The sequence below is a fragment of the Pseudomonas putida genome, from assembly GCF_002906855.1.
Lineage (GTDB): Bacteria > Pseudomonadota > Gammaproteobacteria > Pseudomonadales > Pseudomonadaceae > Aquipseudomonas > Aquipseudomonas putida_N.
Window position 1 is genome coordinate 664,756 of the sequence record NZ_MINI01000028.1, and the last position, 12,676, is coordinate 677,431.

The 12,676-nt window shown below is 66.1% G+C and carries 11 protein-coding genes; 7 read left to right on the forward strand and 4 right to left on the reverse strand.

The annotated features are described in order from the left end of the window. Nucleotides 1–50 precede the first annotated feature (50 nt). Nucleotides 51–950, reverse strand: a complete 900-nt coding sequence (locus tag BGP85_RS03395) for a LysR family transcriptional regulator (protein WP_103447677.1) — start codon at nucleotides 948–950, stop codon at nucleotides 51–53. A gap of 67 nt (nucleotides 951–1,017) precedes the next feature. Between BGP85_RS03395 and BGP85_RS03400 the strand changes: the two genes are divergently transcribed. The 7 genes from BGP85_RS03400 (at nucleotide 1,018) to BGP85_RS03430 (ending at nucleotide 9,402) form a co-directional block, all read left to right on the forward strand. Continuing rightward, entirely contained in the window at nucleotides 1,018–2,289 is a 1,272-nt protein-coding gene (locus BGP85_RS03400) for a 3-hydroxyacyl-CoA dehydrogenase (protein WP_374755295.1), read from the forward strand. Then, nucleotides 2,286–4,073 carry an acyl-CoA dehydrogenase C-terminal domain-containing protein gene (locus BGP85_RS03405; protein ID WP_103447675.1) on the forward strand — a complete coding sequence of 596 codons (1,788 nt, stop codon included), beginning with the start codon at nucleotides 2,286–2,288 and terminating at the stop codon, nucleotides 4,071–4,073. Before BGP85_RS03400 ends, BGP85_RS03405 begins: the two co-directional genes overlap by 4 nt. Before the next feature lie 43 nt (nucleotides 4,074–4,116). After that, the gene (locus tag BGP85_RS03410; RefSeq protein ID WP_103448267.1) at nucleotides 4,117–5,280 is read left to right on the forward strand and encodes an iron-containing alcohol dehydrogenase; all 1,164 of its coding nucleotides are present in this window, start codon (nucleotides 4,117–4,119) and stop codon (nucleotides 5,278–5,280) included. A 2-nt stretch (nucleotides 5,281–5,282) separates the two neighbouring features. Continuing rightward, nucleotides 5,283–5,717: an acyl-CoA thioesterase gene (locus tag BGP85_RS03415; RefSeq protein ID WP_103447674.1), complete on the forward strand. Its 435-nt coding sequence runs from the start codon at nucleotides 5,283–5,285 to the stop codon at nucleotides 5,715–5,717. Nucleotides 5,718–5,738: 21 nt separating this feature from the next. Continuing rightward, nucleotides 5,739–6,074 (forward strand): hypothetical protein, encoded by a 336-nt coding sequence (locus tag BGP85_RS29510; RefSeq protein ID WP_258035865.1) that lies wholly within the window; start codon nucleotides 5,739–5,741, stop codon nucleotides 6,072–6,074. Nucleotides 6,075–6,208: 134 nt separating this feature from the next. Next, a complete protein-coding gene (locus BGP85_RS03425; RefSeq protein ID WP_103447673.1) occupies nucleotides 6,209–8,062 on the forward strand; it encodes a DUF1302 domain-containing protein in 1,854 nt (617 codons plus the stop codon). 20 nt (nucleotides 8,063–8,082) lie between these two features. Then, complete coding sequence (locus BGP85_RS03430) at nucleotides 8,083–9,402, forward strand: serine hydrolase domain-containing protein (protein ID WP_103447672.1); 1,320 nt, start codon at nucleotides 8,083–8,085, stop codon at nucleotides 9,400–9,402. Nucleotides 9,403–9,495: 93 nt separating this feature from the next. Here the strand turns inward: BGP85_RS03430 and BGP85_RS03435 are convergent, their stop codons facing one another. Genes BGP85_RS03435 through BGP85_RS03445 form a run of 3 tightly spaced genes read right to left on the reverse strand, consistent with a single transcriptional unit; the run spans nucleotide 9,496 to nucleotide 12,614 of the window. Continuing rightward, the gene (locus BGP85_RS03435; protein WP_103447671.1) at nucleotides 9,496–10,440 is read right to left on the reverse strand and encodes a PDR/VanB family oxidoreductase; all 945 of its coding nucleotides are present in this window, start codon (nucleotides 10,438–10,440) and stop codon (nucleotides 9,496–9,498) included. Further along, the gene (locus BGP85_RS03440; RefSeq protein ID WP_103447670.1) at nucleotides 10,437–11,867 is read right to left on the reverse strand and encodes an amidohydrolase family protein; all 1,431 of its coding nucleotides are present in this window, start codon (nucleotides 11,865–11,867) and stop codon (nucleotides 10,437–10,439) included. Before BGP85_RS03440 ends, BGP85_RS03435 begins: the two co-directional genes overlap by 4 nt. An 18-nt stretch (nucleotides 11,868–11,885) precedes the next feature. After that, on the reverse strand, nucleotides 11,886–12,614 hold the full coding sequence (locus tag BGP85_RS03445; protein ID WP_181004518.1) for an ABC transporter permease: 729 nt from the start codon (nucleotides 12,612–12,614) through the stop codon (nucleotides 11,886–11,888). Between the last annotated feature and the right edge of the window lie 62 nt (nucleotides 12,615–12,676).

Below are 12,676 nucleotides of genomic sequence, written 5' to 3' on the forward strand. Positions count from 1 at the left end.
GGCGAACCAATACCACTCTTGCATGGCTACCCATGCCCAAATGCGATGGCTCAGCTGGCGCCAATCTCCATGATGCGCGCTACCAGCCAGGACAGTGCCGGGTCGTGCTGGCGATGGGCAAGGTACACCAGCTCCAGCTGAAAGGGCTCCAGGGCGAACGGCAGGTCGAGCACCTGCAGCGGCAGCAGTCGGGCGAAATGGCGGGCCAGGGCGGTGGGCAGCACCACGCACAGGTCGGAGCTTGCGGCCAGGTGCGCGGCCTGCAGGTAATTGGGCGTGGTGTAGACGATGCGCCGCGCCAGGCCCTGTTCCCCTAGCCATTGGTCGACCATGCCACGGGTCTGGCCGCCGTGCACCCACAAGTGGCGCAGGGCGAGGAACGCTTGAAGGTCGAGCGTTCCATTCACTTCGGGGTGGCCCTGGCGCACCGCCACGTGCAGGGTTTCGCTGCGCCAGTGGCGCCGCTCGTAGCGCGCGGGCACATCATCGAAGCGCCCCAGCACCAGGTCGATTTCGCCGCGATCGAGCGCTTCGGCGGGCAAATTGGGCGTCAGGTGCAGCACGTCCACGCGCAAGTGCGGCGCCTGGGTTTGCAAGGTAGGCAGCAACTTTGACATGCACAGCTGTTCGGCGAAGTCGGTGAGCGCGAGACGCAGCTGGCGGTGGCTGAGCTGCGGGTCGAAGCTGTCGCCGGCGCCAAGGGTCTGTTCGATCTGTAGCAATGCCGCACGAATCGGGCCTTCCAGGGCCAAGGCGCGTGGGGTGGGGCGCATGCGCCGGCCCACGCGCACCAGCAGCGGGTCGCCCAGCAGGTCGCGCAGGCGCGCCAGCGCATTGCTCACCGTCGGCTGGGTCAGCGCCAGGCGCTCGGCGGCGCGGGACACGTTCTGTTCTCGCAGCAGCATGTCCAGGACGCGCAGCAGGTTGAGGTCGAAGTTGGCTATATTCATGCGAAAAATACATGGGATGGAAAATGAGAATTTCAAAAATAGTAGGCGCCTGACTAGGGTGAGGGCAATGCCTTCACACCTCGAATCAGGAGCGTCACCCGTGAGTACTCCCTACAACGTTCAGCAGGCGGCGGTGATCGGCGCCGGCACCATGGGCCGCGGCATCGTCATCAGCCTGGCCCGTGCTGGCCTTGCGGTGCTGTGGCTGGACAACGACCCCAACGCCACCGAAGCCGGCCTGGCGATGATTGCGCAAACCTGGGCACAGCAGGTGGCCAAGGGCCGTATCGATCAGGCCGAGGCCGATGCTTGCCTGGCGCGGGTGCGCCAGGTGACGGCCTATGACGACCTCGCCGAAGCCGACCTGGTGATCGAAGCGGTGTATGAGAACCTGGTGCTCAAGCAGGCCATCTTCCGTACGCTGGACCGCACGCTGAAGGCCGACGCCATCCTGGCCAGCAACACCTCGGCACTGGACATCGATGCCATCGCTGCCGTGACCCGTCGGCCCGAACAGGTACTCGGGCTGCATTTCTTCAGCCCGGCCCATGTGATGAAGTTGTTGGAAGTGGTGCGCGGGGAGCGCAACTCGCCTGCGGTGCTCGATGTGGCCCAGGCCCTTGGGCAGCGCATGGGCAAGGAAGTGGTGGTGGCCGGCAACTGCCCGGGCTTCATCGGCAACCGCATGCTCGCAAGCTATGTGGCCGAGGCGCGCAAGCTGCTGCTCGAAGGCGCCACGCCGCGGCAGGTGGATGGGGCGCTGCAGTCGTTCGGCATGGCCATGGGCCCGTTTCGCATGTACGACGTGATCGGCATCGACCTGGAGTGGCGTGCGCGTCAGCTGGCCGGTAAAGACATGGATGCGCCCTTGGTACAAGTTGACAATGCCCTGTGCGCGCTGGGGCGTTTCGGTCAGAAAAGCGGCCAGGGTTACTACCGTTATGCGCCCGGCAGCCGTGAAGCCGTGCACGACCCCGAGGTCGATGCGCTGGTGCTCAAGGTCGCCCAGGACCTTGGCGTGCACCGGCGCGCGATCGACGACGAGGAAATCCGCGAGCGCTGCCTGCTGGCGCTGGTCAATGAAGGCGCAAAAATTCTCGAGGAAACGGTGGCCAGCTGCAGCGCTGACATTGACCGGGTGTACCTGCATGGCTATGGCTTCCCGCACGAGGTCGGCGGGCCGATGCGCTGGGCCGACCAGCAGGGGCTTGGCTTGCTGTTGGCGCGGCTGGAACGCTTGCAGGGCCTGTTCGGCGAGCACTGGCGCCCGAGCGCGTTGTTGATGCGCCTGGTGGCTGAGGGCAAACAGCTGGCCGCCGTCCGCGAGGGTTGCGCATGAACTACCGAGCCCCCCAGCGTGACATGCACTTCGTGCTGCACGAACTGTTCGATGTGACGGCGCACTGTGCTCGTCTGGGCAATGAACTGGACCGCGAAACCATCGATGGCATTCTTGAGCAGGGTGCACGCTTTGCCGGCGAGGTGGTTGCGCCGCTCAACCGCCAGGGCGATGAGCAGGGCTGCCGCCTGGAGCAAGGCAGCGTGCGCACACCGGATGGCTTTCGCCAGGCCTACCGGCAGTATGTGGAGCAGGGCTGGGGTGGCATGACGGGCCCGCTGGAACACGACGGCCAGGGCCTGCCGCAAATGGTTTCTGCCTGCTTTCACGAAATGCTGATGGGCGCGTCGCTGTCGTTTCGGATCTATTCCGGCCTGACCGAGGGCGCCGTGCTGGCCTTGCACAGGCATGGCAGCGCAGCGCTAAAGCGCGATTATCTGGGCAAGCTGGTCAGCGGCGAATGGGCCGGCACCATGTGCCTGACCGAGCCGCAGGCCGGTACCGACCTGGCGTTACTACGTAGCCGTGCCGAGCCGCAGGGCGATGGCAGCTACCGCATCAGCGGCAGCAAGATTTTCATCAGCGGCGGCGACCAGGACCTCACCGACAACATCGTCCACCTGGTGCTGGCGCGCCTGCCGGATGCGCCGGCCGGTGTGCGTGGCATCAGCCTGTTCCTGGTGCCCAAGTTCGAATGCACCGAGGGCGGTGGGCTGGGCCCGCGCAATGCGGTCGAATGCGGCGCGCTCGAGCACAAGATGGGCATCAAGGGCGCGGCGACCTGCGTGATGAATTTCGATGGCGCCCGTGGCTGGCTGGTGGGCGAGGCCAACCAGGGCCTGGCCTGCATGTTCACCATGATGAACGATGCGCGCTTCCAGGTTGGCCTGCAGGGGCTGGGCATCGCCGAGGCGGCCTTCCAGGGTGGCCTGGCCTATGCCCGCGAGCGCTTGCAGTCGCGCAGCCTGGCAGGGCCGGTGGCGCCCGAGCGCAGTGCCGACCCGATCATCTGCCACCCTGACGTGCGGCGTATGCTGCTGACTCAGAAAACCCTCAGCGAAGGCTGCCGCATGCTGGCGGCCTTTGCCGCTCAAGCGCTGGACCTGGAGCACGGCGCCCTGCAGCCTGAAGTGCAGGCGGCCGCCGGGCGCCGGGCGGCGTTGCTGATCCCTATTGTCAAGGCCTTCCTTACCGATGTCGGCCAGGAGACTGCCAGCCTGGGCGTGCAACTGTACGGCGGGCACGGCTACATCCGCGAATGGGGCATGGAGCAACTGATGCGCGACAGCCGCATCACCCAGCTGTACGAGGGCACCAACGGCATTCAGGCGTTGGACCTGATTCGCCGCAAGCTGCTTGGCGACGGCGGCGAGCAGCTGCGCCTGCTGATCGATGAATTGCTTGACGCGACACGCAACTGCCGCGCTGACGCGCTGGCCGGGATGGCCCAGGCGGTCGCTCAGCGCCTGCAGGAATGGCGCAACCTGAGCGCCGAGGTGCTCGATGCCTGCCGCTGCGACCCGCAGGAAATCGGCGCGGTGTCGGTGGATTTTCTCGCCTATTCGGGCTACGTGCTGCTGGCCGCACTGTGGCTTCGAGCTGCCGAAACCGCCAGCGCGGCATTGGCTGCAGGCCCTCAGGACAGCGCCTTCTATCAGGCCAAGTTGCAGGCTGCTGCCTTTTACTGGCGGCGGGTGTTGCCCCGCGCGAGTGCCCACTGCGAGGCCTTGCGCGGCGGCGCACAGTGCCTGATGAGCCTGGATGAAGCGCACTTCGCCTTTTGACCTGGCCCCGCTGTTCACCCACAAGAACAAGAGGAACATGAGCATGCAGCCTTTCAGTTTTGCCACCACCCCCCATCTGCTGTGCGGACCCGGCGCCGCCGGGCGCCTGGCGCAGTTGTGCCAGCAGCGCGGCGTGCGCCGCGTGCTGATCGTGACCGACCCGGGCATCGTCAACCTGGGTATGCTCGATGACTTGCTGCCAGGGTTCACCCAGGCCCACTTGAGCGTGGCGATCTTCAGCGAGGTCAGCGCCGACCCCAGCCATGCCTGCGTGCTGTCGGCCGTCGGCCGGGCGCGGCATATCGGTGCCGAGCTGATCGTTGGCTTCGGTGGCGGCAGCTCCATGGATGTCGCCAAGCTGGTGGCGCTGCTGGCTCACCCGGCCTGTGACCAGACCCTGGAAGCGGTCTACGGCATCGACCAGGCCAAAGGCCAGCGCCTGTCGCTGATCCAGGTGCCGACCACCGCCGGGACAGGGTCTGAGGTCACCCCCGTCGCTGTGATCACCACCGGCGAGGCGGCCAAGATGGCGGTGATTTCACCCCTGTTGCTGCCCGATCTGGCGTTGCTCGACGCCGAGCGCACCCTGGGCCTGCCCGCGGCGATCACTGCGGCCACGGGGATCGACGCCATGGTCCATGCCATCGAGGCCACCACCAGCCAGTTCAAGCGCAACCCGCTGTCCAGCCTGTTGGCCCGTGAGGCGCTGGCGCTGTTGGCCGGCAACCTCGACCAGGCGGTGCACAACGGTGGCAACCTGGCGGCGCGCCAGGCCATGCTGCTGGGCGCCTGCCTGGCCGGCCAGGCGTTTGCCAACGCGCCGGTGGCGGCGGTGCATGCGCTGGCCTACCCGTTGGGTGCGCGTTACCACGTGCCGCATGGGCTGGCCAATGCGCTGGTGCTGCCCCACGTGATGCGCTTCAACCGTCGCGAAGCGTTCGCCGACTATGCCGCGCTGGCCCCGGCACTGCTGGGCGATCGGCTGGTGCCGGGCGACCCCCATGAGCTGTGCAACCAGTTCATCGATGAGCTGGAGCAGCTGGCGCCACGCTGCGGCCTGCCCAGCCGGCTGCGAGATGTCGGGGTACCGCGGCACAGCCTGCAATTGCTGGCCGAGGATGCCCTGCAACAGCAACGCTTGCTGGTCAACAACCCGCGCAAGGTCACCCTCGACGACGCATTGGCCCTCTATCAGGCGGCGTTTTGAACATGGCCAGGGAACGCCCGCTGCGCGGCGCCTACCGCCACTTCCAGCCAATCACCACGCGCTGGCATGACAACGACCTGTATGGGCATGTGAACAACGTCGTCTATTACGGCTTTTTCGACAGTGCCGTGAATACCTGGCTGATCGAACACGCCGGCCTCGATATTCACCACGACCCGGTGGTGGCCTACGTGGCCGGGTCCGCCTGCGACTATTTCGCCGCCGTCGCCTTTCCGCAACGCATCGAGGTGGGCATCGCCGTCGAACGGTTGGGCAACAGTTCGGTGCACTACGCCCTGGCCGTGTTCGTCGAGGGCGAGCCCGAGGCCTGCGCGGCAGGCCGTTTCACCCATGTGTTCGTCGATCGCCGCAACAACCGCCCGGTCACTATTCCCACCCAATTGCGCAGTGCCTACCAAAGCCTGCTGCCGGTGTAATTGCCCAAGGAGAGCCGTTTCATGCAAGACGCCATCATCGTATCCACCGCGCGCACGCCCATCGCCAAGGCTTGGCGCGGTGCGTTCAACGACCTCACCACCCCTAGCATGAGCGCTATTGCCATCCGCGCTCAGCAGATTCGCGGCGAGGGCATGCAGGTGGTGGTCGGGGCCGGGCAGGGGCAGATCAGCCTGGTGCAGCAGGCGCACATGCAGGCCGCCAATGCTACCCAGGACGCCACCGTGCGGCGCCTGTGCGAGCAGAGGCCAGGCTGTTCGCTGATGAAAGCGCGGCAGGCTTGTGCGAAGTGCTCTGAAGCACCGCCATCGAGCCATAACGAACTGGCATGGCATTGATCCGAAGACGCTATTTGTGAGCGTAATCAAACCTACCTGATACTGCCCGTCACCGACACCGCCGGCCTGGGCGGCCGGCGCGTCCGCGCTGAACCCATCATTTCCCTCTCTAATAAAAAAACAAGAGGTTAAGAGTGAGCGCAACCCTTCTATTCTGCCGGCGCCAGGCGCCGCTGGCGGCCCTGTGCTGCCTGCTCGCAACCCCGGTTGCGGGCGTTCAATTCGACGTTGGCTCGCTGCAAGGGCGTTTCGACTCGGCACTGTCATTGAGTACCGCCGTCAGCACTGCCAACCCCGACAAACAGCAGTTGCAGGCTGCCAATGGCAACGACGCGAGGCGCAACTACCGCTCGCGCGATGTGTTTTCGGCGATCTTCAAAGGCACCCACGATCTGGAGCTGCGGCGCGATAACGTGGGAGTGTTCCTGCGTGGCACCTACTGGTACGACACCGCGCAGCGCGACCACAGCCAGCGGGCCGTCGAGATCGACGACCGCAACCGCCAGGTTTCGGCGAAAACCGCTGGGGCGGAGCTGCTCGATGCGTTCGCCTACGGCCTTTACGACATTGGCGGTGAGCCCGGTTCGCTGCGGGTGGGCAAACAGGTGGTCAACTGGGGGGAAAGCCTGTTCATCCAGGGCGGGCTCAACGTGATCAACCCCTTTAACCAGGCTGCGCTGCGCCGGCCAGGCTCGGAAGTGAAAGACGCCCTGGCGCCGGTCAACCTGCTGTATGTCACGCAGAACCTCACCCAAGCGCTGTCTTTCGATGCCTTCTACCAGCTGGACTGGGAGCAGACCCGGCTGGAGAACTGTGCAACGTTCTTTTCCGGCAACGACTTCATGCCTGAAGGCTGCCAGGGGCTGGATGTTGGCGGGCAGATGGTGACCAACCCGGCCGTGTCCCAGGCTCTGGCGCCGTTCGGTGTGACGCTGACGGAGGAGGGCGTGCGTGTGCCTCGGGGCGCCGACCAAGATGCACGCAACGGTGGCCAATGGGGTTTTTCGTTGCACTGGTACGTTGAGCCATTGGATACCGAGTTCGGCCTGTTCGCCGCCAATTACCACAGCCGTTCGCCTTACCTGGGCACGGTCAGCAGCCGCTATTACGCCAATACGGGCTTTGCCCGTGAGCTGTGCGGCAATGTCGGTGTGGCGCTGGCCAACTGCGGCGCTTTTCTGGCGTCGAGCAATGGGCAGACCCTGGCCGGTGCGCTGCGCATGGGCACCTCGCAGTACCGGGCGCAATACCCCGAGGACATCCGCCTGTACGGCCTGACCTTCGCCACCACCCTGCGCAACGGTGCCGCCGTGCAGGGCGAACTGAGCTACCGGCCTAACATGCCGGTGCAGCTCAACGGCAACGATGTGCTGCAGTCATTGCTCAATGCCCCCGGCCGCAGCCCGCTCAACGCCGACGGCCTGCGCCCTGCGACAGACAATACACCCTTCGACGGTTACCGGCGCAAGGAGGTGAGCCAGGCCCAGGTATCGGCCGTACAGACGTTCAGCCAAGTCATGGGCGCCAACCAGCTACTGCTGATGGGCGAGGTGGGCGCCACCTATGTAGGCGGGCTGGAGGGGCGTTTCGGGCCGCGTTACGGCCGCTCCGGTGCCTATGGCAACGGTGAGCTGGCCGACAACAGCCTGTGCCTGGCCATCTCGAAAAGCCCGGGCGACTGTAACGGCGAGGGCTTTGTCACGCCTTTTTCCTGGGGGTACCGCCTGCGTGCGACCTGGAGCTACCCAAACCTGATCCAAGGCCTGGACATCCGCCCAGGCCTGGCCTGGGCCCATGACGTCAAGGGTTACTCTCCGGCGGACAGTTCGGCCTTCAACGAAGGCTCGCGCTCGATCAGCCTGGGCGTGGACGTCAGCCTGGCCAGCCAGTACTGGGCCAGCCTGGCCTATACCGATTACCTCGACGGCGATTACGGCACCCGCGGCGACCGCGATTATGTCGCCTTCAGCGTGGGTGCCAACTTCTAGTGCAACCAAGGAGCAGGACCATGTCCAAACGCAGCATGCAGCCTTCATCCGCCAACCTGACTGGTATCGCCTTGGTGCTGGCCGGTGCCCTGGCCCCAACCCTGGCGGTCGCTGAGCCGACCGGGCAGGGTGTGATGCAGGGGTTCCCTCCGGCGCCGGAGTTGCGGGTCAACCAGGCCAATGCCTTTCAGCCACCGTTCTTGCGCTGGTCGATGCGCCACGCCCGCGAGGTGTCGCCCACCCGGAGCATCGGCCGCGCAGCCACACCGCTGAGCTTGACCGAAGGCCGCGCGGTGGCCCTCGACCAACTGGCCTTCAGCGCCGGCGAGCAGCCTTTGACCTTGGCCGGCTACCTGCAGCAAACCAGCACCGATGGGCTGATCGTGATGCACCGAGGCAAGGTGGTGTACGAGCGTTATCTGGACGGCTTCCAACCCGGTCAGCCCCATATCTGGGCGTCGATGACCAAGTCGGTCACCGGCCTGATCGCCGCCCAGCTGATCGCCGAAGGTGCGCTGGACCCGCAGCGTACGCTGGCGCATTACGTGCCGGAACTGCGCGGCACGCCGTTTGGTGAGGCGACAGTGCAGGCCAACCTGGACATGCAGGTGGCGGTGCAGTACCCAGCACAGATGCCGCCGGACCTCGGCCTGTTTGCCGCCACTGGCCTGATACCGCGGGGTGAAGGCATGCCGGGGGATATCTACAGCTTCCTGCGGCAGGTGCAACAGGCGCCGAACCCCGTTGGCCAGGCGCCGTTCTTCTACCAGAACGGCTCGCCGGAAGCGCTGGCCTGGGCGTTGCGGCGCATCACCGGGCTTAACTGGGCGCAGTTGGTCGAACAGCGGTTATGGTCGCGCTTCGCCGAGGAGGATGCCTATGTGCAAGTCGACCCGCTCGGCACCGAAATGGCCAGTGGCGGCATCAGTTGCAACTTGCGCGACACCGCCCGCTTCGCGGAGCTGGTGCGCCGCGAACTGGCCCGCGATGCCAAGGGCGACAGCTTCAATCAAGCGGTGCACAGCACGTTCCAGCCTGCGGACCCAGCAGTGTTCGCCCAAGGCGGTCTCGGCCCTGGCCGCCCTGGCTACGGCTACCGCAATTACTGGTACCAGAAAAACGACGGTGACGGTTCGTTCGAGGCCAGCGGGCGCTTCGGGCAGAAAATCTACATCAATCCCCGCCGTGAACTGGTAATCGTGAAGCTCTCAGTCACCGCCGATCAGGCCCTTCGCGCCACGCGTGCTAACGGCGAGGTGAACGCCCCCGCGCGCGTCGTGGACTCGCCGTCTACGTTCAGCAGCATGGTCGATGCGGTGTTGGCGGCCCTGCCCGGTTGAGGTGTAAAGGGTTGTGTTCAGTAGGCCATGTATGGCCTTGGCGGAAGTGCGACGGCAGTGCTGATAATTACGGGCGAGCGATTTAGGTCACAATCAAGCATCCAGCACCAACCGCAAGCTGCCGCATCCCGAAACGCAGGGGGCGACCCATGCCCCGCTGCTACGCTGGGCATCGCTCAGGCACTCGTCTCTGTGTTCTGGCTCGCCCTCGATCACCCGACTGATGCAGGCGCCGCAGATGCCCATGCCGCAGGACACGGGCAGCGCAACGCCCCCCCGTGCCGCCGCCTGCACCAGGCTTTCCCCAGGCTGTACCTGCACTTCTACACCGCTGCGCTGCAACACCAGCGAGCAGTTGCTGTTGCTTTGCGTCGTGGGCGCCGTGGCCTGGAAGTGCTCGCGGTGCAGGGCGCTGTGGGGCCAGCCGCAGGCCAGCGCGGTGCGCTCCACACAGTCCATGAAGCCCGCCGGGCCACAGCAGTACAGGCTGGCCTCGGCGGCCCAAGCCGGCAATTGCCTGGCCAGGTGAGCAGCGATCTGTCGCGCGCGCAGGCCTGCATGTAGCTCGATGTGTTCGTCGAGCCGCTGCAGGAAGGGCGCCTGTCGGGCATCGCGAGTGAAATACAGTAGCCGCACCGGTCGGCCCTGGGCCTGGCACTGGCGATACATCGGCAGCAACGGGGTGATGCCGATCCCGGCTGCCACCAGGATCACAGGCCCTGTGCCCGGTTGCAGGGCGAATAGGTTGCGGGGTTCTCCCACCTGCAGCTGGGCACCTAGGCGCAGGTGCTCGTGCAGCCAGCGCGAGCCGCCGCGCGAGGCGTTTTCACGCTTGATGCCCAGATACAGATGGCCTTCCTCGGGCCGGCTGATCACCGAGTACTGGCGTACCACGCCGTTGCCCAGGCGCAGGTCCACATGGGCGCCGGGGGCCCAATCGAAGGGCAGGGGCGCTGCGCTCGGAGGGGCCAGTTCGACGCCCAGCACGTCTTCGCTTTCAAGGCGTAAGGCGCGCACTTGCAGTGTTATCCAGGTCATGCGCGTACCCCCGCGGCGCGTTGCAGGCTCAGCACCGCTTCGCGGGCCTGGCTGCGCAGTTGGGCCAGGTCAACCCCGGGCAGTTGGTCGTTCTCTACGCTCAGTCGGCCGCCCACCAGCAGCGCGTGCAGGGTTGGCCGGCCGCCGCCCACTACCGGCGCGATGCCTAGGTCGTGCAGGCCGAAGTAGCGCGGTTGGTCCAGGCGGTAGATCGCCAGGTCTGCCGACATGCCCACCTGCAGTGTGCCGACGTCGCCCAGCCCCAGCACCTGCGCGCCGCCAGCGCTGCCCCAGCGCACCACGTCTTCCACGCAGGCCACATGGGCGCCGCCCTCGAAGTGGCCGCCGGCATGCCGGGGCAGGGCGCGCTCGCCAGCCTTGGCTCGCTGCATCAACCAGGCTGCGTGGGTTTCGCTGATCATGTCGCAGGCTTCGTTGGACGCTGCACCATCCACACCGATCGACACCGTCATTCCCGCAGCCTCCATGGCGACGATATCGGCAATGCCGCTGCCCAGTCGGCCATTGCTCTGAGGGCAATGGGCGACGCCGGTGCCGGTGGCGCCGAGCAGGCGGATCTCCTCGGCGCTGAGTTTCACCAAGTGGGCGAACCACACGTCTGGGCCCAGCCATTCGTGCTCGGCGCAGAACGCCACCGGCGACAGGCCATGGTGCGTGCGCACCTCGTCCTGGTACTCGACCGTTTCGCTCAGGTGGCTGTGCAGGCGGATCCCCAGGCTGCGCGCCACTCGCGCGGTCTCGCGCAGGTGTTCGGGTGGCATCGAATAAGGCGGGCTGGTGGGCGCCATGACCACTCGGCGCCAGGCATCGGCGGCCGGTTCGTGGTACTGGCGCACTAGGCGCTGTACATCGTCCAAGTACTGTTCGAGGGTTTCCGGCCCGGCGCCGCGCGTGCCTTCGGCCTGGCGGACCTGGGTGGCGCCGCCGCGGCACAGGACGAAACGCAGGCCCAGGCGTTCGGCCTCCTCGAACAGTATTTGCGCGCTGTCGAAGGCCATGCCCGGCAGATACAGGTAGTGGTGGTCGGCAACCGTGCTGCAGCCAGAGCGGGCCAGTTCCACGAGGCCAACGCGTGCCGCGATGCGAAAGCTGTGCTCATCGAACAGCCCGCGGTAGCGGTAGGGCACTGCGCCCAGCCAGGCACCGAGGCTCTGGTCGATACCGGCGGGGATGCCCTTGAGCAGAGACTGGAACAGATGATGGTGGGTGTTCACCCAGCTTGGGTATATCACGCAATCGGTGGCATCGAGCACTCGTTCGCCCGGCAGTGCCTGCAAGGCACCCAGCGCGGCGATGCGTCCGTCGGTGATGCGGATGTCCGGCCCGGCGTGGCGCGCGGCGCCTGCGCGAAGGCCGGTGAGAATAGCGCTGGCATTGCGGATCAGCCAATTGTCGGCATGCTTCATGTCTGGCTCCTTCAAAGGTCAGCCCAATTCGCTTTCGTGCCAGTGGCGCAGGCTCAGGTGAGCCAGCAAGGCCATCAGGCTGAACAGCGCGATGCCGGTCAGGGCAATCAGCACCAGGGCGGCGAATAGGCGCGGAATGTTGAGTTGAAAGCCGGCTTGCAGAATCTGGTAGGCAAGGCCTGCACCAGTGCCGCCGGTACCAGCGACGAACTCGGCCACCACCGCGCCGATCAGCGCCAGGCCGCTGGCGATGCGCAGCCCAGCGAAGAAGCACGGTAACGCGCTGGGGATGCGCAGGCGCAACAGCACCTGCCAGCGGCTGGCGCGGTTCAGGCGGAACAGGTTGAGCAGGCCCGGGTTGACGCTGCGCAGGCCCAGCACGGTGTTGGCGATGATCGGGAAGATCGCCACCAGGGTTGCGCAGATCACCAGCGCCAGGGTGGTGTCGCTGCACCAGATGATGATCAGCGGCGCGATGGCCACCACCGGGGTGACCTGCAGCAGGATCGCATAGGGAAACAGGCTGGCCTCGAGCACGCGGCTCTGCACGAACACAAAGGCCGCCAGGGTCCCGATGAACACCGCCAGGGAGAACGAGAGGAAGGTGATCTTCAGCGTCATCCACAGGGCGCCCAGTAACGTCGGGCCATCGGCGATCAGCGTGCGGCCGATGTCGGCCGGCGACGGCACCAGGTAGGCCGGGACTTTCCAGGCGACGCAGGCCAGTTGCCAGAGGCCCAGCAGCACCAGGCCGACCAGCAGCGGTGAGGCGATGCGCAGCAGTAGGGGGGGACGCGACGATTGGCTCA